This window comes from Erythrobacter sp., from assembly GCF_030066995.1.
Lineage (GTDB): Bacteria > Pseudomonadota > Alphaproteobacteria > Sphingomonadales > Sphingomonadaceae > Erythrobacter.
The window spans coordinates 803,142-825,335 of the sequence record NZ_JASJAP010000001.1 but is presented as its reverse complement, the minus strand read 5'-3'; the positions used below and the strand labels follow the sequence as shown (position 1 = coordinate 825,335).

The window sequence follows — 22,194 nt, the reverse complement described above, 5'->3', positions numbered from 1 at the left end:
CTGTGTCAAGAGGGGGCTGCTGAGAAGGGACTTGGAGCCATGGCGCCGTCAGCCTCGCGCCTATCGGGCTTTTCGAAGAAAGCGCAGTACTCGGTCTTTACCGGGTACCTTCTGGCGACTCTTGGCGCTCTGATTGGTCTTGGATTGCTGGCGCTGTCCTTGTGGCAGCCCTCGACGTTTGCGCCTTTGCGCGGTGCGGCGCAGGACGCCGTTTCGCCGGCGGGAGAGGCAACGGCCGCGGTCCGTTCGGGTTCCGGCGGCGTCGTGGACACAATCGCGGCCTATTGGCGCGCGGGCTCGCAGAACGCCGCGCTTCGCGAAGAGGTCGAAATTGCGCGCATTCGGTTGGCAGAGGCTGAAGCCGTGGCTGCGGAGAATGCGCGGCTCAAAGCGTTGCTGGCCCTTGCCCAGGGCGAAATCGAACCGGTCGCAACCACCCGCCTGATCGGCTCGAGTTCGACCAGCAGCCGCCGTTTCGCCTATGTTGGCGTGGGCCGAACCGATGGTATCGAGCCGGGAATGCCGGTGCGCTCCGCGCGCGGTGTCGTCGGGCGCATTCTTGAAGTGGCGCGCAACTCCTCGCGCGTGCTTCTGTTGACCGACAGCGAGAGCGTTCTCCCCGTCCGCCGAGCGTCCGATGACACGGTCGCGTTCGCGGAAGGGCGCGGCGATGGGCTGCTGCGCATCCGCCTGATCAATCTTGGCCTCAACCCTCTGGCAGAGGGCGACATCTTTGTGACCAGCGGCGCTGGTGGATATTATCGGCCCGGCGTCGCCGTGGCGGTGTTGACGAACCTGGCGTCTGATGGCGGTATCGCTCGTCTCATCGCGGATCCGTCGGCGACCGACTTTGTCAGCGTCGAGCCGGTTTTCGATGAGGCCGCCGTGTCCACCGCGAGCACCGCGTCGGAAGTGCGGATCGATGATGACACGGCCGTATCCCCCGGCACGCAGGCGATTGAATGATGGAGCGCCTTGCCCCCGCCGCGCGCTCCGACCGCTATGGCAGTCGCATCAATCGCGACCAGTCCCCCTGGCGCGCTCTGAGCGTCCCTTACCTCACGATAATGCTCGCATCTCTCCTGCCCTTCGTTTTGCTCGCCGACGTCATGCCGATCGCGCCCCCGCTCGGCTTTCTGATGTTTATAGGTTGGCGGATCATGCGTCCCGGCCTCCTTCCTCTTTGGGCCGGTGTGCCCTTGGGCGTCTTTGACGATCTGTTCAGCGGCCAGCCCTTTGGTAGCGCCATCCTGCTATGGTCCATCACCATGATCATAATCGAGTTGATTGAGAGCCGCTTCCCCTGGCGCGGCTTCTGGCCGGACTGGTTCACAGCCGGTCTAGGGACGACCCTCTATATTCTGGCTGCCATGCTGGTTTCCGGAACTGAGCCCACGGCTGCGATGGGCCTTGCAGCGCTTCCTCAGATTGCGCTCGCTATTCTCTTGTATCCTTTCCTTGCGCAATTGATCGCAGGGCTCGACCGCTTCCGCCTGTCTCGCTCGCGGAGGATCGGGTGAAGAGCTGGTTTTCGAGCGGCGGGCTGACCAAGCGCTCTCAGGTTGTCAACGCGGTTACTCTCAAGAACACTTTTGATCGCCGCAGTGTTCTCATCGGCAGCGTGCAGGGCGGCGTCGCGGCGCTGCTTGCGGTGCGCATGGGGTACCTCGCCATCGCCGAAAACGAGAGATATCGGCTCGAATCCGAAAGCAACCGGGTCAACCTGACGCTTATCCCGCCGCGCCGCGGGTGGATCCTTGATCGCAACGGCTCCCCCCTTGCCTCGAACCGTGCCGATTTTCGCGTCGATGTGATCCCCGAACGCCTTTCCGAACCCGACGCGATGATCGAGCAGATCGGATCGCTGCTCAAGCTGGAGCCGGACAGGATCGCCGATATCAAACAGGAAGTGGCGGTCTCCAGCGGCTATCAGCCGGTCGAAGTCGCCAGTCGCCTGAATTACGAACAGTTTGCCGCGCTCAGCGTGCGCCTGCCCGACATGCAAGGCGTAGTGCCGCAACGCGGCTTTTCACGTTTTTACCCGATCGGGCCAAGCGTTGGTCATCTGATCGGCTATGTGGGTCCGGCAAACGCCGAAGAATACGCGGAGGAGGATCGAAACCCCTTGCTGGTCACGCCGGGCTACAAGATCGGCAAGGACGGTCTTGAGAAGCAGTTCGAGAAGGAATTGCGAGGCACGCCCGGAGCGCGGCGCGTCGAAGTCACGGCGAGCGGACGTATCATCCGTGATCTCGAAACCCGTGAGGACATCCAGGGAGATCCGATCCAGCTCACGATAGACGGTCCCTTGCAGGACTACGCCTCGCGCCGGATCGGGCTTGAAAGCGGCTCGGTGGTCGTGATGGATTGCGACACCGGCGATCTGCTTTGCATGGCATCCATGCCAAGCTTTGATCCCAACAGCTTTTCCGACGGCATTGGCAGCGTCGAATACGCCATGCTGCGCGAAGACGAACGCGTGCCCCTGCGCAACAAGGTGCTGCAAGGCCTTTACCCGCCGGGTTCGACCATCAAGCCCATGCATTGCATGTCCTTCCTTGAGGCCGGCATCGATCCCGAGGAGTCGATCATATGCGGTGGTGGCCGGCGGATCGGGAACCGCTTCTTCCGCTGCCACTCCAACCATGGCCGCGTGGATATGAACAAAGCCATCGCCCAAAGTTGCGACAGCTATTTCTACCACTTCGCACAGCAGGTCGGCTTCGATCGGGTCGCGGACATGGCCACACGCTTTGGGATGGGGCAGCAGTTTCCCCTTCCAGTCGGGAGCCAGTTCTACGGGACAGTCCCCAACCCGTCCTGGAAGGAGGAAAAGTTCGGCCGCAAGTGGGAGCCGTATGATACCGTAAACGCCTCGATCGGTCAGGGATACTACCTCGCCAGCCCGCTGCAACTGGCGGTCCAAAGCGCGCGGCTTGCGACGGGAAACATTATCAACCCACGCCTCATCATGGACGATACGGTCAGCAAGCCCCCGAGCTACAATTTCGGCGCTCAGGAGATCGCGTATATCCGCCAGGCAATGAGCGATGTGGTCAACGGCGCCGGGACCGCCAGACGGGCGCGGCTGCCGATCGAGGGCGTCGAATTGGCGGGAAAGACGGGCACAGCGCAGGTTGTCTCGCTGAGCGTCTCCGACGGACGAAGCGGCCCGTGGAAGTATCGCGACCACGGCTTGTTCGTTTTCTTCGCCCCTTTCGACAAGCCTAAATATGCGGGCGCGGTCGTGATCGAACACGGAGGGGGTTCAGGCTCTGCCTATCCCATTGCGCGTGACGTCATGACCTTCCTTTTCGATCCGCAAAAGGGGCTCGACGCTTTGCGCGAACTCGAAAAGCAGTGGGGCGGGACAGCGCAGGAACGGCTCGAGAAACGCTACGCGGCCTACGCGGCCGAGCGCGGGGCGACGGTCACACCGCCCCCACGCCGCGATGAGGATATCTTCGATCAGGTCGAAGCTGAGGCCCGGCTCGCCGCGCAGCAGTCCGAGGCGATCGCCGATGACGTGATCGTCCCGCGAGAGGACCAGACCGCCTCGGGCTCACCGCCTCCCGATGCGACGGCCATTCCGGGCATAGTGGGAGCGAGACGGTGAGCGCCCAAAGATCCGGTATCATCCCCTACCCCATAGCTCGCCAGCCCTGGGGAATGCTTATTCCTCTGTTTGCCCTGGTGGCCTTTGGCGCGGCTGTCCTCTACTCTGCGGCCGGTGGCTCCATGCAGCCCTACGCCAGTTCGCACGTTCTGCGTTTTGGCGTCGCCCTTGTCATAGCCCTGGTGATATCGGCGCTCCCGCGCGACTTCGTGCGGCTGATGACCTACCCCGCCTATGTGGTCGTGCTCCTGATGCTCGTTGCCGTGGAAGCGATGGGCGCGCTGCGCGGAGGGAGCCAGCGCTGGTTGCAGCTGGGGCCCATGGTGCTGCAGCCGTCCGAATTGATGAAGCCTGTCATCGTGGTCACGCTTGCCCTGTTCTACTCCTCGCTACCCAACAGCATGGTCACCAATTGGCGCGCCCTGTTTGTGCCCGGGGCGATGATCGTTATGCCGGTCGGGCTCGTGCTGATGCAGCCCGATCTGGGCACAAGCCTGGCCATCGCTTTCGGCGGCGGCGTCGTGATGCTCTTGGCTGGGCTTCCGATGCGGTGGTTCATAGGAGCGGGCGCCGCCGCCGCCGCTCTGGCTCCGCTCGTCTTCCTCTTCGGCCTGAAGGAGTATCAGCAGCGCCGCGTCATGACGATGTTCAATCCCGAAGAGGACGCGCTGGGAGCGGGCTATCACATTACCCAGTCCAAGATAGCCATCGGCTCGGGCGGGATCTTCGGCAAGGGCTTCAACAACGGATCGCAAAGCCACCTGCAATACCTGCCCGAACCGCACACCGATTTCGTCTTCGCGACGATGGCAGAGGAGTGGGGCCTTGTCGGCGGCCTGTTCGTGATTGCCGTGTTCAGCGTCATCCTGCGCTGGGGCATGGGAGTGGCGCGCGCAAGCCGTGATCGGTTCGCCAGTCTGATCGCCGCCGGCATGAGCGCAACGATCTTCTTCTACATAGCTGTCAATCTGATGATGGTGATGGGAATGGCTCCGGTTGTCGGTATTCCCCTACCCTTCATGAGCCATGGCGGGTCTTCGATGCTTACGAACATGATCTGCATCGGGGCCTTGATGATGGTCCGCCGCTGGAACCAGAACGCACCCAAAGGGGGGCTTTCGGGCACCTAAACCGTGACAAGCCCAAGCTTGAGCGCCGCGACGGTTGCACCAACGCGATCCGAGACGTCGAGCTTGGCGTAGATGCGTCGCGCGTAAGTCTTCACTGTGTCGGGTGCGATACCGAGGATTTGCGCGATGGCGGCAAAGGATTTGCCGCGCACCACCCATTGCAGGACTTGCCGCTCGCGTTCCGACAATTCGGGAGTGGCGTCCATCGCATCGAGCAGGACGCAGATCCTCTGGTGCGCGGCTTGGGGCACCGCGCGCACAAAGCCGAGTGTTTTGGGCGCAATCTCGCAAATCGGCTTGCCGAAATCGAACGAGGCGTAGGCGTTGCGCCCGCGCGGACCAAACAAGGGTAAGCCAAAGCCATAACGCAGCCCCTCCTTATCCATCGCCGCGAAATAAGCTTCGTTTGCCGCCGTGTTGGGCGCTGCGCTGCGCGCATCCATCCAGCTCAGTATGGCGCCGCGCTGCATCGTCCGCTCCGGGATCGGATCGCTCTTGCGAAATTCCTCGTCCTCGTAGCGAGCCAGCCACTCCTCCCTAAAGCCGTCGGCGTAGACCAAAGCGTGAGCTGAGTTCTGCGCGTCGAAAGGCTGTGTGAGATGATAACTCTGCCGGATCACGCCCTGATCCCGGCACAGCTGGCTCGAATAGAGCAGGATTTCCCCGATATCGCTGAGGCCCTCGATCGTTTCGAAATGCCGCTGCATGATACGGCTTTATACCTTATGTCACCCATTTGGGCGACTTTCCGTTGACGTAAGGCACAGTAAAGAGGGTCCAGGCCTCTTGAGGCTCGGGCGTTCGGGTCGCCGTCTGCGGAGCATCGCGCCGCAGGCCAAAGTGTTGGACGCTCGATGAAAGTCCTGGCGGTGGGGTTCCCCCACAATGATCCCTGCCGTCAGGCAACCGATACCGTAAGCCAGGCAAGCCGCACCCGCCTGGAGACTCCGCGACCCGTTGCCCTGCGCATCGCTTTCGACATCGAGCAAATCGAGATCGCAGCAACCGGACATGACGGAACGGACACGCCCGCTCCTACCAAAGCTTTCTTGCCCAAACCGACCGCGATTGGATTTCCAACAAGGAATGCCTTGATCTGCGGCGGCGGATCGCTAAATGCAACGCCTCTCGCGATTCGAGACCGGCCCCATGGCCTCTCGACCCGCGCACCCGGATCATGGGCTCGCAGCCTGTTCGGTGTGGACGCATAGCTCAGTTGGTAGAGCAGCTGACTCTTAATCAGCGGGTCCTAGGTTCGAACCCTAGTGCGTCCACCATTTTTCTCAATATGCTCAGCCAGTTGTTCGCTCCAACATCCCCTAGAGCCCACCACGCGATACTCGTGTAAGCCTGGTGTAAGTCCTATCCCCAGTGACCTTCAGAGTGGCATTATGAACTGACCATCATCTTCTGCTGGGAGGAGGTCGCTTCTGACATTCTGTGCATTTCTTGACTCGACTTGCATCAAAACATCATCAGATTGGATACGTGAAGCGAGCCAGCGTCTACGCCAAGCATCGGCTATCAGATCGACACTTGCTTGCTTGGCTGGTTTTCGCGAAGACAACCCAATCAGTTGGTCTTTTGCTTGTTCGTTCAACGCGCAAGCATAGAAAAGCCTTGGCGTAGCGTGGTTCAGTACGTCATCGCTTTCGATGCCTAGTGCATCCAGACCTTCACGAACTTGGCGCAACCGTGGGCTGGTGCCTTCACCAAACCGATTGTTAATCCTGCGCGCGCCGTATGAGTCTTCTGAGAATTGTCTTAGCCTTTGTACGGTTTCAGCACCCATGTGAACGGTACCGTATCCCGCCGTGGTCTCCTCAAGCTTCTCCCATTCCAATCCGTCCTTCAAGCCGCGGAATGTTCCGGCTTGCAGTCTCAGTCGATTGTATTGGCTCGAACCACGTCCGTACAACGAGGTTGTCGTCAGCACCTTCAAATCCGCCGGACGACTGATCGGCCTACCAGCCATTTGCGAGCTGATAATGCTTACCTGGTCTTGGTACTTCGATCTCCAAGCCTCATGTGCCTCGCGCGAGGCCGCTAAGAGGGCCACAAGTTTTCCACCTAAGAGAGCGTTGTAAGGCGCAACCGCTCCGCAGACCGACAAGTCAGCAATCTGGCTAGCCAATCCTGCCTTTCTGAACTCCTGAAGCGCTACTGAGATGGCTTGGGCGCCCTGCCTCTCAGCCAGAAAATGGTCTAACAGATCATCGCCACGAAGCTTTCGGTCGAGACTCTCAAAGGTAATTTTTGCCTTCATTAGCTTAGCAAGCGTTTCCGCGCGCTTGCGAACATAAAGCACCTCCCCCGACGCTTTATGCCAATCAGCTTCGGACCAGCCCTGATGTGCGGCATCTTTCTGGGATTGGACTTGCCCTTTCGACGCAGCGTAAGCCGCTTTCAACTGGTTCTCACGTTTGGCAGCTGCCCCTGCAGCTTTTTGCTCTAGCCTAAAGATCAGGTTCTCTGTGGGGTTCGCTATCTCGTCAATGTCAGCCAGGTCATCGAAGCGGATCTCACTAGCGCTTTGACCGACCCTATCCGCCAGAGCGGCAAGAGTATCATCAATAGGCCACACGCCTCTCTGAAGTGCGTCAATGAAGGGCTCTGGCGTCCATTGAAGCCAATTGTCACGTGGCTTGGTTCTTAGGATCGGGCTTGCGAGCTGAGCAATTCCTATCACCGGTCGATTTGGTCTAGCGTCATTCCGGATCAAAATCGGCAACTGCCTCCCTGGAATCGAGCGATACTCGAGGGACCAGGTGTGCCTAAAGAACCGCCAGATATCCATCAGCCGAAGCCCGGTGGTCGCACACCTCGCTCCTTCTTCGACCACTTCAAGGGATGGGCGCACAATTTTACGCAGGTCCTTCAAAGTAGCTTCAAACGGCTTGTCGCGAGTTGTGCGGAGCAAAGCCGCCAATTCAGCGCCATCGTCAACAAGATCGAGCACTGAAGACTTTACGCCTCCACGCCAGCGCTTTGCCATCACACGATCCAAGAACTTCTGCACACTCGGGTCTTGCAACTGACGCTTTCGACCAACTTGCAATGCATGCCTCAGTCTGAGCTTCGCATCCTCGGCTGTCTCGGTGCCGGTCTTAAGACCAGGAGGAACAAGTTCAATCGATCGGGTCAAAGCAGAAATGCTCCATCCCTGATCAAGCAAATCTGCAAGCACCAAGGCCGTTGCTCTCAGTTGCAGGCTCCAAGGCTCATTCCGCCATGTCACGTCCAAGCTTCTTAATGACGCTCGCAACGATTCACCTTGCTCCTGCTTGGTGCGGATATATGCACATAGCTTGGACATGATCGCCGGCGGCAAATAGGGCGTCACTTTGCGCACCTCTGAAGCCATCGATCGGTCCCCTTTTTTCGTTGCCAGAATCAAATCCGGGCCCCCCGTTAGGGGGGCCCGGTTGTTATTGCACGATTGTGGCTACGAATCTAAGCGGCTGCCTTCGTGTCTTCCTCATCATTTTCTTCTTCATTGCTGGTGACCTGCAATTGCAACTGGCCCAATGAAAGCTCCAGTTTACGGGACCATTCTCCAATTTCAAATTGATACCAGTCTCTTTGCGTGTCCTTTGTGTCCAGAATCCGGTCACCAATCGAGAATAGAAGCAGTTCCAATGCCGCCCGAACATCAGGCGTACTCTTGGGACCAGAATGTACTTCCTGGAAGAAACGGGATGCTTTGTTGATAAAAAGAGCTTTGGCTCCACCGATTTGTTCAACCCGAAAGATAGGCGCTCCAGCCGAATTGTCGAAAGCTACCTTGTACCCTCGATCTTTTATTTCGAGTTCGAGTTGCCGCCTCGTCGTGTCAGGGTCGACACCAGTCTCGCTAGAACGCCGCGCTGCTTCACGCTCTAGGCCTTCTTCACCTCGCTTCTCTCGACGCTCTGCATCGTCCTTGTTCGGGCGTGGATCAGCGAGTTCTGCCGCGCGCTCCATAGCTTCCTCAGAAGCTCTTTTCTTGTTCTTATCCTGCTCCCGAATATTTTTGAGCTCTGCATTCTTCTCTTTGAATTTCGCGCGAAGATGATCAATTGCCTTACTTAGTCCAGCCTCGCGAAGCCTATCCCAGATTTGCTCGGACACATCAACGCGTTGCTTCGAAGTCGAGATATTGAAATGCTCATCGAGCTCAGCTGGGAAATCGATTTCCACCTTGATGTAGCGATCATTCGTCTGGAAAGACGTTAATGGATTTCGCGTGACGACATCAATTATCCGTCCATTTCGAGAGAAGATAAAACCGTTGAATTTCCGAAGGATAGAAAAGCGATCATTCGCATTATTCGCGGTTGCCTTCTTCATCTTGTCTAAAGAAGCGAAATCTGGACGCATGTATGACATTCGGACGGTGATCTTGCCCTTCACCGCCTTGGTCTTTGGGTCTTTCACATCGATTACAATCGGCTCCAACGCTTCTGCGCGTTGCTCATCCAAGTCATAGTATCGATATCCCGGCGTAATGAACAACGGATCGATAGGTTGAACAAGCTCTCCGTTGACCACAATGTCGAAGTCACCCCGCAGCTTGTGGTAAGTTACTCCAAAGTGTTCCATAAGAAACTTATGCAACCCACTGGTGGTGGTCCGCTCGATGCGGTCCAGTTTTTCCATGACTACGATAGTTCCGTGGTCCCAATCACCACCGAGTTGCTCGTCGATGTATTTACTCACAAAGGCCGGGAGTTTGGCCTTGCGCGCTTCAGGCACGACGATCAGACCATCCTTGTTGGTGTTACGTCCTTCGGAAATATCCTCGACGTCGATTGTTACAGCGTTGAGTTCACCATCGCTCGTCTTTGAGAATACGGTGTATTTCGTACCTTGGCTAATAGCCGAACTCGGCAGGCCATACCCGTAGCGACCAAAGCCAGTTCGGTCGCCCTCTCTGTGAGTACCGCCCCAAGTAACCGCAGCGCGAACCATCTCAGGTTCCATGCCGTGGCCATTGTCTAGCACCGCGATTTCAGTCGGCTTCTTCTGGGATGTGCTGCCGCCATATCCAAAAATCACATGGATTTGGTCTGCGCCGGCCTGGTAACCATTATCGATCTGCTCGTCGAGCGCAGTTCCCGTGTGCTTGTATCCAATATCACGGATACCGCGGACGAATGCATCTCCCACGGTAAGACCAAAATTGAACTTCTTGCGCTTGAGTTCTTCGACGTACTTCCTTTGTTGCTGAAGTGCAGAGGTAGTCATGTTTGTTCTCCGAATCTGAAATTTGCTTATCACGCCAAAAGGGCGTCACGTTGAGGGATGAGGATCGTAGCCAAGCGCTTGAGGGCTTTCTTGCGCAGCTTAACGACCGCAGATGCGCTGATCTCGAGCGCCTTGGCCGTCTGGGTGACGGTATGGTCCGAAAAGAAGATTGACCGGATCACCTCACGCTGACGAGGAGGAAGGTTTTCGACGGCAGTATTCACTTCTTCCCCGGCAGCATCCTTGGCCACCTGAATATCAGGTGTAGGAGCATAATCAGGGATTTGGAAAGGACGTCCATCCTCGCCGGGCACGTCCAGAAGTTGATCGAGCGACGTTACGCTCAAATAAGGCGAGCAGTAGATATGGCTGTCCAGGGGGTTAGCCATGGCAGGTCTCCTTCGACTAGTGTTCGAGGAGGCTCTGCAAGAGGCCTAAGTCAACGTTTCGAACGTTGGATCCAGTCCGCCTGTTTTGCCAGGAGTATTTAACCCCCAGAGCGAACCTCCTTGACTATCAGTGTATGCTCTTGAAGTCTGATTGTTAACCCCCCCTTCACCATAGTTGGAGGGAACGCACACCAAGGATTAGAAATGGGCGAAATCTACGGCCTCTATTCTACGAGAAAGGGACATATCCAGTATGTCGGTCAAACCGAATATTCAGCACAGAAGCGCCTCGATTTGACGGTCACTAAAGCACTCGACAAGGAACCGGGGGCTCTTTTCGAATGGGTCCGCGAGGAATGGCGCAACGACAGTGAGGTCCGCTACCATGTGCTACAGGACGATATAATCCCTGCCGACCTAGATATGTATGAAGGTTATTGGAACCAGCAGTTTGGCGGATTGCTCAATGTGAAGCCACCAGCCGATCTGAACCGAACGACCACTGAGATTGGGCAAGGCATTCATGAAGACATTCGCGTGCTTCTGAAGGGCGAAACGCAAGCGGAAGATTGATGCGGACTATTGGCCGCAAGCTGTTGACAACAATCAATACCTGCTCAATTGTGGAACGCAGCGTGAACAAAGGTGCAGGATCGATGGCAGAAGTCATACAATTTCGGAACTCATCGAGCTTGAGTTTTGAAGACATCTCAAGTGAGCGATGGCGCGAATACAGGTTCCCGGACGGGCAGACCGTGCGAATTGAGAACCCACTAAAACTCCACGTCAGCGATAACGGTCATCGTATCTTTGATGCATCCGGTGTTTCTCACTACGTGCCTTTAGGTTGGGTCCACTTGAAGTGGGAAGCTGGCGACGGGGAGCCCCATTTCGTTACTTGAGTAACTCTATAAACTCAGTTTTTCTTTTGCGATCGTGACCAAGCCCACGATCAGGCCAGCAATGGCCGCAGCGATGATTACAGGCACATTGTTATTTGGGTCGCTGTAACTCCTGACAATAAACGGCGCTGCAAAACCGATTGCCACGATTGCTATGTAAGCGATGACCCAACCCCATGACGGTTTGATCTCGATTCCCATTTGGAAGTCTTGCCACACCAGTTTGTCAGTTCCAGTTTCGACGCGTTGAAAAGACAGATCAGTCGATGTGCCCAGTATCTTTCTGATCGTCTTGAAGCGAAACACAATCCGATCATAACGTGTGTCTAGCACCCGATTGCTCCCATTCAGAAAGCGGATGCCATCATCCTCATCTGCCAACCTTAGTGTGCAGTCTGGAAAGTCCTTCCTAGGGTGAAAATGGTACACCTCGATTTCGTACTTTCGTCCTGCCCGCAATTCGAAGCTCAGACGGCCATCGGCGACCATTGGAGAAACTGGCTCTGCAGTCTTCGAGTCCCTTAGCTCGGTGAAACGATAGAATGGAACTTCATCGTTGAAGTTGGGTGTCTCGCTAAGCCCATTGATTACGCCCTCCCAAGCACCGAGGCTTCCCCCCTCCTCAACTAAACTCGAAGCTCCAACCCCACCAAACAGCCAGTATCTACCTTCGATGATGTGCTGGTCGTTGTAGTCCGGCAGTGCCAACGGAAGCGCCCGAATTGCCGAGTTGAAAGCTGAAAGCCCATCGGTCTTGCAGAATTCACCTAGCTCGAGAGTTAAAGTGACGGTTGACCCCAGTTCGTGGACACCCACAATTTTGGCAAAACGAATAGGAAAGAGAACAGGAGTTAGTGTCGTATCCTTCTGATCGACAAATAGTATGAGTGCTTCTTGAGCATCGTGGTATGTCGCTTCTCCTATGCGGTTCTTGATCCCACCGTCGATCCAATCGAGCGCGTATCGAAACTGGTGACTGAAGCCAACGGGCTTGGCGAGAAGATCGACGAGGCTCTGAGAATATCCTCCACGACTGTTGGACGAAAGAAGAATATCCATTGACTACCTCAGACAGGATTGAGTGTTCGAATTAGGTTTCAGTCCCAAGAATAGCGCACAAACCTGACTTTTGGACAGGCACCTACATGAACTTCTCCCAAGACCTTACTGCGCCCACAACATCAGCCATCTCTCTGGGACAAACTTTTCCCGCTTTGATGCTCGGGACTATGTAGGCATCAATCCATGTGTCCATCGAACCGCACCAAGAAACAATGGGGGATGGTGTCGGCGAAGTGGCCGCCTCTAAGCGTCGTAATCGTCTTTTCAAAGCTCGCGTCTGCATTCAACGCACACACGATGCCAAGAAGCCACTCAGGTCTCTTTCGCCAAAGGCCGAGCATCTCCTATCCGACGAGCGATCACCTAAGAGCATGGCAACTCTCAAGAGCCTCTATTCTAGCTTCTAACTCTTCTGCCACGCGCACGTCCGACAGGACCTTCACACTCTCGATGATCTGACGCCCCGCATCGGGTGCGAGCACGCCTCCGGCCACGGCAGCGAGCACCTGTGCAAGCTGGTCACCGGTGGATGCATCTGGGTCGAGGGCAAACTCCACCCTTTCCATTTGTGCCTTAATCGCTGGCGCAATACGCCCCAGGATGAGGGCCGCCGCACCCACATCACCCTCAAGCGCCTTAGCCACAACAGCATCAATAACCCCGTCCGCATCCTCAAGCATACGCTCGACTAGCTTTGTTCGGGCGCTGGAGCCCTTTGGGCGACCTGCCGGGTTCGGACTCCTCATACCGGGGTACCAGTTAGGATTTCCTGCCGGCCGCTTCGTCTCCGTTGAAGCCCGTTCAACGGTCACCTTGCCAGTTTGCCACGGCGGAGCGCTTTGCACCGTCATGACCCGGCGTCCGTTTGAAACAAGAGACACAGATCAAATTCTTGCTGCATTGAACGCTGACTTTCAGTGACGGGGGATACACATGCCTTACCGCATAAGAAAGTCGCCAGAAGGTCCGCAACAGAAATCAAATATATCAGCGCATTAGGTCTGAGTAAGGCGCAATGACCCACTAATTCGATATTTGTTGGTCGGCTCAATCGCGTCTTGATGACCACAATTGCATAGGTCTATTTGTGAGCACTGATGGACGTAGTTGAAGAAAATCTAGCCAACTGGGGTGGATCACTATTTCAGAGTATTCCTCTCGCCGGGCTCATTTCCCGGAACGCAATCGCATATAAATGGAAATCCCTTTATCGGGTATGGATGCTAAGGGAACTCACCCTATGGCGCGAGCATGATGTGCTGGTCCAATCGTATGCACTTTACAAGCAGGGCCATGGACTTGGTGCCCGAACACTACTGAGAAGTGGGCTTGAAACACTCGCGACGCTCACCTTCCTAAATATGCTGATGCAAGATGTGCTCGATGGAAAGGTAGACTTCCATACTTTCTCAGAAAAGACTGCCGTGCTTTTGCTGGGGTCGCGCAACAACGATGCGATGCCCGTAGCAATCAATATTCTGACCGTATTAGGGAAATGCGACAAGCGATACCCCGGCATCATGAAGCTATACACGGGCCTGTCAGAGAGCACCCATCCAAACTACGAGGGGCTAATGTGTGGTTACTCAAAAACTGACTATGATGAGTACGAGACCACTTTCTCAAATCTTTGGATGGAGAACCTCGGGGGACGACATCTGGACGAGATGATGTTTTGCATCGAGACCTTCTACCATGAGTACAACACAGTTTGGTCTGAACTAATTGTAAAATTAGAAGAATGGGTCGAAGCCAATGATGCCGACCTCGAAAGAACAAAGCCCAATAGCGCTTAGACCAAGTAAGCATGTTAGCAGTTAGCCCCGTTCACTATGCAGCCCAGCAAAGCGCGCGCATTCGAGCCCGACACAATTCCTCCTAGGCAGCCCAGACTAACGCGCTAACTTTCCTTACTTGCAGTACTAAGTATGTTGATTTTCTGCAGTTTGCAGCGCTAGCCACCCCAACGCTAATTGTGGCTACATTCATCTGTAAATTGTGAACTGGCGGGGCTTGCGTGGCTAGCTAAGTCACACTGGTAGCCCCGCCATGTCATAACTCAGTTGGAACTCAGCAGCCTATAGGCCTGCCCGGAATAGCCATACAACTCAGCCGCTTTGCTTTTGTTGACTTCCATTAGATTGCCGTTCGTGATCGCAGTCTTAATAGCCAAGTTGAGAGCGGCGGTATGACCAAGTCTGTGCTTTTCAAACGCGGCAAGACGCTGCGTTCGCTGCTGAAGGTACTTGCGTGGGATGATGGCCGCTTGCTGCATTTTGCCTGCGTGCTTGAGCCAACCTGGAATCTTGCCGGCAGGTAAGAACAGAAACTCTTTGCAAAGATCCAGCACCTTCTGCTCACGCCCACCATCCGTGCCCTCACCAACATCGCCAGCACGAATGCGATGTTCGAAGGCCGAAATGCCGTGTCTGATTAGCGTGATCGCCCATTCAACTTGTTTCAAATTGACTGTCGGTGCCGCTGGGTAGTCGCTCACCGCTAGTAAGGCAGAGACACGAAGGACCTTGAGATGGGCTCTGTTCCAGAGTTGCCTTCTCCCCTCATCATCGCCTGCAGCCCTAATATGTTGGTCACATTCGAGCGAGAATTGATCCAGTAGGGTTTGCGCATTCGTATCGACGATGACTTGCATGAAGTTCTCTTTAGAGCTGAGCAAGTCGGCCTGCCTCGCTATTTCAACAAAGTGAGCGACTAATTCAGGGTGGGGCTCCTTTAGGCGTTCTCGGTTCTCCTCAGGGCGCTCGCCGGTGTAATCAATGACGCAGAACCGGGACATAAAGCCATCGCCCATCATGGCCGATGTGATCGACTCGTAGAAATTAGTTGGCGTCGTCTCTCCTATTAGGCTGAACGCCACGCCATGCACCGAAGCAGCGTTCTCATCCCTGTTGCTATAGGTTATCCCGCCCGCGATGCTGTGTGGTCCCGATTTCGAATATAGATCGGTCAACGCCTTCCGATAGCTACGCACCGCTTGTTCGCGATCCTTCGCCATAGCCAAGAATTTGTGTCCAATTTCACTCGACACATTCACAAAGCAGGGCCTTTGAGCACAGGCTTTCACAAGCGCAGGTCCGGAGGCATAATCGCTAAAATCGAAGGCGTTAGCGACCTGGGGGTATTGTGAGGAAGCTGCGCGGACCAGCATCGTTATGCCGCTATGCATCGCTTCCTTCCCTATCGCCGAGCGCGCGACAAGGATAACAAAGAGATTCAGCCCAGTATCCGATATGCACCATGATCTTCCTGCAATCCCAGCCATCGCGCCCAGAGCCGCAACAATTGCTACCTCGGCCACCGGACGAGGTGCTTGGTCATAGACAAAGCGTGCAATCAGCCCAGTGAAACCTGGGGGGAATGCAAGCTGGCAATCAGCATTGAGAGGGTTTCCGGTTGCATGGGCTTTTTGGGTGGAAGACTGCTGCGCAAGCGCCGCCCGCACCAATTTTGCCTCCTCTTGTTGAACTTCTGCAGCGATCTCAGCTGGTGTCTTCTCATGGAGGAATCGCAGATCAACCACGCCGTATCTCCCTCGGGCACACCCCGGATCTCGGCTTCTGCACTCCATCTGGCCCGTCAATCCCGCAGCACGATTTTGCCGGGCGAGTTTTCGGGGCATTCAGTCCAGTCAATTGCCGCTCTCTTGGCTTGGGTGAAGTACCGACTGAAACGGCTGAAGTGCTCGAAAACTGTCGCTCTGCAAGCCAAGCTCGTAGGGCTGTGTGGTCATATCGCACAGATGCTTGGGGCGTCGCGCCAAGCTTCAAATAACATGGCCCTTTGCCGGCTAGTCGCCACATTCGGAGAGTTTTCGGCGCGATCCCTAAGATGCGCGCAGCTTCTTTGGTAGTGAGTAATTTGTCCATTGGAGCACCCAACTGTGCCTGCACGCCACAGGGGGTCACGCAGGCGATAAGCCTGCGGTTTACCCAGAGCAGGTTCTTGGGGTGAAAGGCTTCAATAACGAAGCTCGATAGGCGCCTCTGGTTATGTACCTAAGGCTTGGATGAGACTACATAAAGTAACAAAAAATTGAAAGAAGATTTAGCCGTTTTTTAGAGCGAGGACGTCATCCAAACAGATATTGAGCTAGCTGCTCCTTGTCCTGCTTGCTCAGTGGCGACTTGCTATATAGGCCTTTGTCCCAGCTTTGCGTTTTGGTGTGGCGTTTTCCGAGTATCAGCAGTTCATCGTGGGGCACCAAGTACCACTGTTCCCCATCGGGAAATGCGATCCATATGTCCCGACCTATATACTTCTTGTCGATCGTCCAGCGTGCCTTTTGCTGAACAAGCTTCGTATCGCGATCCTCTTCCCGATGCAGTATAAGGTCTACACCGCTGTCGTAGACCGGCAAATATGCGTTGTAGCCCTGCTTCAATGCAATCGAGACGAGTTGATTTCGATAAATCACCTCTTTTGCATCGCCACTCAAGGTAGTCATATCTCTCTATCTCCAATCGCAACCAGTTTAGGGCAGCCGCCATGCGATTCAAAAAAGCGATCTCGGGGATGATTCAAAAAAGTGATCGTGGGGTTTGGAAACCGTTGCCTTTCAGCTGGGGGCCGCTTTAGCGCGTTTTCCAGCAGCAGAGCCGGTACACTGGCACCCCCATGCACTTTCACGCTTGTGCGCCCCCTGTGGGCCGCTGTCACCCGCGCAGCACCACCACATTTGCCCCGCTTGCCTTGGCTGCAGCTATCTTGCCCTCGCTTTCAATCCAGCCACCAATCTTTTGCACCTCAGGCTGAAGCCAATCCAAACGCGCAAGGTCAAGGTAGTTGCGCGATGTGACGTCTTCTTGAGCGGGCTTGTGCCCTGTGAGCAGGTCAGTCCGGAACTTCTCAATCAGGCAATCGCGCATCGCTATGTTGGTAAAGGTGCGTCGGAGGTCGTGCAGGCTTAGATGTTTTCCAACCAATTCGCTGACTAGCTCCATCGGAGCACGCGCATCGGTGATATGGCCTGTCTTGCTCCAAGTCGGAAACACATAGGGACTGCCCTCGCCTTCCCCGTTATTGTTAACCTGACGCGATTTGAGCAGGGCGACCGCCTGCGAAGACAGCGGAAGCCAGATAGGGTCCCCACGCTTGCGGTCATCCAGATACCAGCAGCAATTGCGAGGGTTCTCATCGTCGATAGTGACCCGATCCCATGTCAGTGTGGTCATCTCGCTGCGCCTTGCTCCGGTCAGCATGGCGAACAAAGTCAGATCGAAGCCTGCAACCTGATCGCGCGTCCGAGCCGTCTCGCGTGCCGCATGAAGCGCGTTCCAAACCTCGCCGACCTTGTTGCGCTCAATATAGCGGTCGGTGCGCGATCCAATTGGTGCCCAATGGTCTTTCAGCACCTCAACCGGATTGTGCGTCATCAGCGGACTGCCATCTAGGCGGCGGTATTGGCGGTTGGCGAAGTTGATAAGGATGCGCAGCGTGACCATCACCGAGTTTGCGCTGGCTGGTGCGCCGCGCTGGCCACTTAATCCGCCCTCGACAAGCTCCCGGTGCCGCGCCTGCACCATGTCTCGCGTAATGGCAGCAATCGGCTTATCTAGCCATGCACTCAGGGCCTGCTCCACCAATCGCGTGTATTCGGCAGCGGTGCCAGTTTTCAGCTTGCCCGGTCGCGTGACATAAGCCTCCAGCACCTCCCGAAGCGTTACCCGCATGGCGGCATCGGCTTTCGCTGCTTCACGCGGATTTATGCCGTCCTCAAATTGATGCTTGTACTGCTCTGCTTTGCGGCGGGCCTGATCGACGGTCCAAGCGCCATAGGTGCCGATGGTCATGCGCACCTCTTTGCCCATACCCCTGACCACACCTTGCACGATGAAGCTGGCAGCGCCCGAAGCCGTTACTCGGAGGCCGAAACCCTTGGTCTCTGTGTCCCAATAGAATTCGGTCTTTGCCCCGGTCTTGCGTACCCGGTCGATATTGGTCTTGGTGAGCTTGAGCTTGGGCATGAGCGTTTCCTGTAAGAGCATTGTAAGATGCTAAGACGGACCTGTGAGGACCTACGGTAACGCTCGACAAATCAAAAAACGACTAAAATCAGTGCCTTGAGGACTTACCGGGACCTATGTGGTCCAATGGGGACAAAGAAGGCTGCACACTCTTAATCAGCGGGTCCTAGGTTCGAACCCTAGTGCGTCCACCATCGCTCACCGCCTTAGTCGGCCATCCCCATTCCAGCAGGCGGTTGAAAGCGGCTGTCTTCCACAGCTTCGCCGACTGCAGCGCTGCTCCAGAACACGGTGTTGCTCATCACACCACCATACAAGAGGGTGACACTGCGCGCCTGCACCCAGCCATTATCCAGCCTGATGAAATCGCCATAGAGCCGCTCATGAAAGCCGCGTGGCGCGTCGAATGCCATGTAGGTGATGAAACCGCTTTCAACGTCGAACCCGAACAGTGTGTGCGCGCCCTGGGGGTCGGTAATGCGAACGATGTGGGTCTCTCTCCCACCGATGTTCCGCGGCGGTGCGAGGGATAAAGTGAAGCCTTCATCTAGCGCGCGGCGGACAATGCCGAACCCGAAATTGCTCGCCCAGTAGGCGTCCGCCTTCGCCTTGGGCATGATCCCGCGCTCGGTCCACGTCGTTTTCCCATCATAGCCGATATCAAACAGTGTGCGCTCGCCCGCTCTCGCTGTGATGCGCACCTTTCCGGAAGCGCCGTGCGCGCTCGTGCGAGCCTCATCGAACGTCCGCCACATCCGGTAATCGTCAGCCGTGCTGCCGGCCTTACCTGTCTGCGCATCATAGAACGTGGCAGTCCCGCTAAGCTTGAGGCTGCTTGGGTTGCGAAAGAGCTCTCCCCCGTGCGCTGCGATCCCTCGCTCGATCACAGCGCGCGCGGTCAGAGGTTCGTTAGCGGCTGCGGCGGTGGAGAGGGCAGCGGCGAGTGCCAGCAGGGCTGATCCGATCACCCTTGAAATCATAGCATCTGCCTCCGCGCATTTGTCCGGACAGCTTTTCAACCATCGGATCGTCGGTTACGCAAGGCAGATGAGCACACTCACCCGCACAATCACTGTTTCATTCGCCTTGGCCGCAAGCGCGCCGACGCTTGCCGAAGATCGTCTCTCACCGGGCATCTGGACCAACACGGAGGACACCCACTTCGCGAAAGAAGAAGGACGCGAGAAGGCCGATTGGGTTGCCTTGGAGGTTGCCGAGGACGGAGCGTGGCGCAGGATCGACGCCTTTGGCGAGCCCCTGACCGAGTACAGCGCCGGCCCTATCCCTGAGCTCAATCGGAGAAATGGTGCGTCTGGCTGGCAGTACGGCGCCAGCGAACTGCGCAAGGCGCGGCGCTTTAGCTGCTGGGTCTCGGCGCGGAAATTCGCTGGCAAGCCCGATGGTTCCTCCGCCTGGACCTTTGCCAACAGGCTCTCGATGTTCGATCAAGGGGGCCGCGTGTTCGTACCGGGCAATGGCGAAGCGCCGGACGTCACCATCCGCATGCGTAATGTGACCTGGGCAACGGGCAGCCGCAACAAACCTTCGCTCGTCCTCTACGTGCATAAGGACGATCCTGAGAGGGCGGAAAGCTATAGCTGGGCGTCACCAGATGCGTCGCTGGTCGGGGTGAATCTGCGCTGGGTGCAAGGGAGTTGCTCGCGGGCCGAGAACATCAGTGCCGCTGATCGCGAGGCGCAGTTGGCCGAGCAAGGTGCGCGGTGGCGTGCGCTGTATGAAGCTCAGAACTGGGAAGCGCTCCGCCAACTCTACGCCGACGATGCGGTCTTGATGACACAGGGGCAGGCCAAGATCGAAGGCGCTGCGGCGATCATCACCTATCTTCAGCGGCTCGCGAAGGCTGGTGGAACAGCGCAATTTGCATTCGAGAATGAGGAGGTCGTCGCCGAAGGATCGCAAGGCTTTGTCACGGCGCGCTATCGGATGGATATCGACTTTCCCGGTCGCGAGACGCAGACCGTCGTCGGGCGGTCCTTCCTCGTTTACAAATGGGATGGCACGAGTTGGAAATTGTGGCGCGATATGGACAATTCCGCGCCCGACTTGACGCCGGATAGCTTCGCGCAATGACGAGAATAGCTCCGAAGGATCCGGCCGAGGCGCTGGGCGGTGAGGATGCCGCTGCCTTTGCCCGCAACCTTATGGGCTATATTCCCAATTCGGTGCTGACGATGGCGCATTGGCCGGAACTGCTTGATGTGTTCCGGCAGTTTGTGGCGGTGGTTTATGGTGAAAGCCAGCTCGATAACGGCTTCAAGCGCCTGATCGGGCACGCCGCAAGCCTTTCCGCCGGATGCCGATATTGCCAGGCGCATACCGGGCACAGCGCGATCGAGCAGGGTATCCCGGAGGAAAAGCTTGCCGCGCTCTATGATTTTGAGAAAGCGGCTGTTTTCTCAGACGCAGAGCGTGCCGCCCTGGCGCTCGCCTTTGCTGCGGGAGCCTCTCCTAACGCGGCGACCGACGCGCATTTCAACGAGTTGCGTAAGCACTTCACGGATCGCCAGCAGGTCGAGATTATGGCCGTGATCGCGATGTTCGGGTTCCTCAACCGCTGGAACGATACGCTGGCAACCACTCTCGAAGCTGCACCTCTGGAGGCGGCGGAGATGCGATTGTCAGCGCTTGGGTGGGACAAGGGCGAGCATTAAGCGCTCACTTCTTCCACGCCGCCCCGCCAACCCAATCGCCAGCCACGCCATGGAACGCCGTGGCATTGATCGATTTCCATACACCGGCAGTGAAATAGGGATCCGCTTCGAATTTGGCACGAGCTTCTGCCTCGTCATCAGCGTTGATAACCAGCAAGGATCCGATCGTTGTGTCACCCTGTTTCAGCGGCCCAGCGACGGCATAGTCCTCGATATGCGCTTCTATGTGGGCCAGATGGTCTTGGAGAACCTTCTCGCGCAGCTGCGGCCCGGCTTCGCCATCGCGGCAATAAAACGCATAAAGACCCATCAGCCCACTTCCACCACTTCAACCAATTCCCCGCCATCACCGATGGCAGTCGCCGCGCGCCGCCCATCATACAGCGCACCCTCACGCGTGGCCGGAAGGGTGATCCAATCAAGCTTGCAATCGTCGATGCTTTTCACTGCCAATGTGACCAGAGCGTTGCCTGGTGACAAATGATCTTCGTGCCGTGCGCGGACGGTCGCCCTTTCCGGATAATCGTCAACCTCGACAATCGGCATCCGCTCTTGCTGCACCATCGTAATCGTCGTCTGCGTCTCGGGCGGCATGTCAAAGGCATCGTTGATCATCGAATAGGGCAATGTGTAGTCACTGCCGCGCGTCAGACCCAGATTATCGACATACCAGGCAATTGACCGCTCCCGATCAGGCGTCGCCAGCACTACGATGAAAATCTTGTCCACTGGGGATGCAGCGCGCGGCAAATCGGTGCCTGGCATCTGTCCCAAGACCTGATTGAGGTAGATCATCTCACGCCCCGGCCCCAGCGCTTGCATGGGAATAAAGGCTGGCTCGATATTCTCGAGCACTTTGGGCGGGCCGACGATCTCGAAAAGGTCCTCAGGCAAAGCGTCTGGCCAGTGCCAGACATCCTCCACGGTCGTCTCAAAAGCTGCCCAGCCATAGGTCCGCGTCGGTCTGAAGTCAGGGTGACTCGGCTGCTCGACCAGTCGGAACCAGCATGGAGCGCCGCTTTGGGGGCGCAGCACAGCATAGCGTGATCCCGCATTGGCCGGAGTGCCCCAGCTTTCGGCGAGATCGGCGGCCAGTTCCCCCTGTTCGACCAACTCAAGCCCTAGGGTATCGCGATAGGCTCTGAGGCCCTGATCCAGATCGGGAAGCGTCGAAAGCCCGCCCATGATCGTGCCGTGGGGAATGGTCATGCGG

General features: G+C 56.6%; 21 protein-coding genes and 1 tRNA gene. 9 read left to right on the top strand and 13 right to left on the bottom strand.

Annotated features, from left to right (window positions below):
* Nucleotides 1-39 precede the first annotated feature (39 nt).
* The 4 genes from mreC to rodA are packed head-to-tail and all read left to right on the top strand — an operon-like array spanning nucleotide 40 to nucleotide 4,746.
* Nucleotides 40-966, top strand: a complete 927-nt coding sequence (mreC, locus tag QNI87_RS03950; protein WP_300594265.1) for a rod shape-determining protein MreC — start codon at nucleotides 40-42, stop codon at nucleotides 964-966.
* Entirely contained in the window at nucleotides 963-1,520 is a 558-nt protein-coding gene (locus QNI87_RS03945) for a rod shape-determining protein MreD (RefSeq protein ID WP_300594262.1), read from the top strand. Before mreC ends, QNI87_RS03945 begins: the two co-directional genes overlap by 4 nt.
* Nucleotides 1,517-3,616, top strand: coding sequence for a penicillin-binding protein 2 (mrdA, locus tag QNI87_RS03940; RefSeq protein ID WP_300594259.1), 2,100 nt, complete (start codon nucleotides 1,517-1,519; stop codon nucleotides 3,614-3,616). The genes QNI87_RS03945 and mrdA overlap by 4 nt, the downstream gene beginning before the upstream one ends.
* 53 nt (nucleotides 3,617-3,669) lie before the next feature.
* On the top strand, nucleotides 3,670-4,746 hold the full coding sequence (rodA, locus tag QNI87_RS03935) for a rod shape-determining protein RodA (RefSeq protein WP_300595301.1): 1,077 nt from the start codon (nucleotides 3,670-3,672) through the stop codon (nucleotides 4,744-4,746).
* On the opposite strand, the gene QNI87_RS03930 is transcribed toward rodA, so the two are convergent.
* Nucleotides 4,743-5,453, bottom strand: a complete 711-nt coding sequence (locus QNI87_RS03930) for a LuxR C-terminal-related transcriptional regulator (RefSeq protein ID WP_300594256.1) — start codon at nucleotides 5,451-5,453, stop codon at nucleotides 4,743-4,745. The two genes, rodA and QNI87_RS03930, sit on opposite strands and share 4 nt — an antisense overlap.
* A 494-nt stretch (nucleotides 5,454-5,947) precedes the next feature.
* On the opposite strand from QNI87_RS03930, the gene QNI87_RS03925 reads away from it, so the two are divergent.
* Nucleotides 5,948-6,023 (top strand) — tRNA-Lys (locus QNI87_RS03925).
* 101 nt (nucleotides 6,024-6,124) lie between these two features.
* Here the strand turns inward: QNI87_RS03925 and QNI87_RS03920 are convergent.
* From QNI87_RS03920 to QNI87_RS03910, 3 genes are read right to left on the bottom strand one after another with little or no spacing between them, the layout of a single operon-like run.
* Entirely contained in the window at nucleotides 6,125-8,143 is a 2,019-nt protein-coding gene (locus QNI87_RS03920; RefSeq protein ID WP_300594254.1) for a Druantia anti-phage system protein DruA, read from the bottom strand.
* 56 nt (nucleotides 8,144-8,199) lie between these two features.
* Nucleotides 8,200-9,972 carry an ATP-binding protein gene (locus QNI87_RS03915; protein WP_300594251.1) on the bottom strand — a complete coding sequence of 591 codons (1,773 nt, stop codon included), beginning with the start codon at nucleotides 9,970-9,972 and terminating at the stop codon, nucleotides 8,200-8,202.
* 29 nt (nucleotides 9,973-10,001) lie between these two features.
* Nucleotides 10,002-10,361 (bottom strand): sigma-70 family RNA polymerase sigma factor, encoded by a 360-nt coding sequence (locus QNI87_RS03910; protein ID WP_300594248.1) that lies wholly within the window; start codon nucleotides 10,359-10,361, stop codon nucleotides 10,002-10,004.
* 204 nt (nucleotides 10,362-10,565) lie between these two features.
* On the opposite strand from QNI87_RS03910, the gene QNI87_RS03905 reads away from it, so the two are divergent.
* Nucleotides 10,566-10,934, top strand: coding sequence for a hypothetical protein (locus QNI87_RS03905; RefSeq protein WP_300594245.1), 369 nt, complete (start codon nucleotides 10,566-10,568; stop codon nucleotides 10,932-10,934).
* A 335-nt stretch (nucleotides 10,935-11,269) separates the two neighbouring features.
* Here QNI87_RS03905 and QNI87_RS03900 read toward each other — a convergent pair whose 3' ends face one another.
* Together QNI87_RS03900 and QNI87_RS03895 are read right to left on the bottom strand one after the other, a co-directional pair.
* Entirely contained in the window at nucleotides 11,270-12,322 is a 1,053-nt protein-coding gene (locus tag QNI87_RS03900; protein WP_300594242.1) for a hypothetical protein, read from the bottom strand.
* 362 nt (nucleotides 12,323-12,684) lie between these two features.
* On the bottom strand, nucleotides 12,685-13,071 hold the full coding sequence (locus tag QNI87_RS03895; RefSeq protein ID WP_366146165.1) for a hypothetical protein: 387 nt from the start codon (nucleotides 13,069-13,071) through the stop codon (nucleotides 12,685-12,687).
* Nucleotides 13,072-13,422: 351 nt separating this feature from the next.
* Here QNI87_RS03895 and QNI87_RS03890 point away from each other — a divergent pair, with 351 nt between their 5' ends.
* Nucleotides 13,423-14,121 carry a hypothetical protein gene (locus QNI87_RS03890; protein WP_300594236.1) on the top strand — a complete coding sequence of 233 codons (699 nt, stop codon included), beginning with the start codon at nucleotides 13,423-13,425 and terminating at the stop codon, nucleotides 14,119-14,121.
* Nucleotides 14,122-14,384: 263 nt separating this feature from the next.
* Here QNI87_RS03890 and QNI87_RS03885 read toward each other — a convergent pair whose 3' ends face one another.
* The 5 genes from QNI87_RS03885 to QNI87_RS03865 all read right to left on the bottom strand — a co-directional run bounded on the left by QNI87_RS03885 (nucleotide 14,385) and on the right by QNI87_RS03865 (nucleotide 19,277).
* Complete coding sequence (locus QNI87_RS03885) at nucleotides 14,385-15,866, bottom strand: DUF3987 domain-containing protein (protein ID WP_300594233.1); 1,482 nt, start codon at nucleotides 15,864-15,866, stop codon at nucleotides 14,385-14,387.
* On the bottom strand, nucleotides 15,859-16,212 hold the full coding sequence (locus QNI87_RS03880; protein WP_300594230.1) for a helix-turn-helix domain-containing protein: 354 nt from the start codon (nucleotides 16,210-16,212) through the stop codon (nucleotides 15,859-15,861). The genes QNI87_RS03885 and QNI87_RS03880 overlap by 8 nt, the downstream gene beginning before the upstream one ends.
* 203 nt (nucleotides 16,213-16,415) lie before the next feature.
* On the bottom strand, nucleotides 16,416-16,790 hold the full coding sequence (locus QNI87_RS03875; RefSeq protein WP_300594227.1) for a hypothetical protein: 375 nt from the start codon (nucleotides 16,788-16,790) through the stop codon (nucleotides 16,416-16,418).
* 208 nt (nucleotides 16,791-16,998) lie between these two features.
* Nucleotides 16,999-18,309 carry an integrase family protein gene (locus QNI87_RS03870; RefSeq protein ID WP_300594224.1) on the bottom strand — a complete coding sequence of 437 codons (1,311 nt, stop codon included), beginning with the start codon at nucleotides 18,307-18,309 and terminating at the stop codon, nucleotides 16,999-17,001.
* Nucleotides 18,310-18,515: 206 nt separating this feature from the next.
* The gene (locus QNI87_RS03865; protein WP_300594221.1) at nucleotides 18,516-19,277 is read right to left on the bottom strand and encodes a hypothetical protein; all 762 of its coding nucleotides are present in this window, start codon (nucleotides 19,275-19,277) and stop codon (nucleotides 18,516-18,518) included.
* A 79-nt stretch (nucleotides 19,278-19,356) separates the two neighbouring features.
* Here QNI87_RS03865 and QNI87_RS03860 point away from each other — a divergent pair, with 79 nt between their 5' ends.
* A complete protein-coding gene (locus QNI87_RS03860) occupies nucleotides 19,357-20,400 on the top strand; it encodes a nuclear transport factor 2 family protein (RefSeq protein WP_300594218.1) in 1,044 nt (347 codons plus the stop codon).
* Nucleotides 20,397-20,981: a carboxymuconolactone decarboxylase family protein gene (locus tag QNI87_RS03855; RefSeq protein WP_300594215.1), complete on the top strand. Its 585-nt coding sequence runs from the start codon at nucleotides 20,397-20,399 to the stop codon at nucleotides 20,979-20,981. The genes QNI87_RS03860 and QNI87_RS03855 overlap by 4 nt, the downstream gene beginning before the upstream one ends.
* A gap of 4 nt (nucleotides 20,982-20,985) precedes the next feature.
* Here QNI87_RS03855 and QNI87_RS03850 read toward each other — a convergent pair whose 3' ends face one another.
* Together QNI87_RS03850 and QNI87_RS03845 are read right to left on the bottom strand one after the other, a co-directional pair.
* Nucleotides 20,986-21,291, bottom strand: coding sequence for a YciI family protein (locus tag QNI87_RS03850; RefSeq protein WP_300594212.1), 306 nt, complete (start codon nucleotides 21,289-21,291; stop codon nucleotides 20,986-20,988).
* The gene (locus tag QNI87_RS03845; RefSeq protein ID WP_300594208.1) at nucleotides 21,291-22,190 is read right to left on the bottom strand and encodes a hypothetical protein; all 900 of its coding nucleotides are present in this window, start codon (nucleotides 22,188-22,190) and stop codon (nucleotides 21,291-21,293) included. Before QNI87_RS03845 ends, QNI87_RS03850 begins: the two co-directional genes overlap by 1 nt.
* Nucleotides 22,191-22,194: the final 4 nt, after the last annotated feature.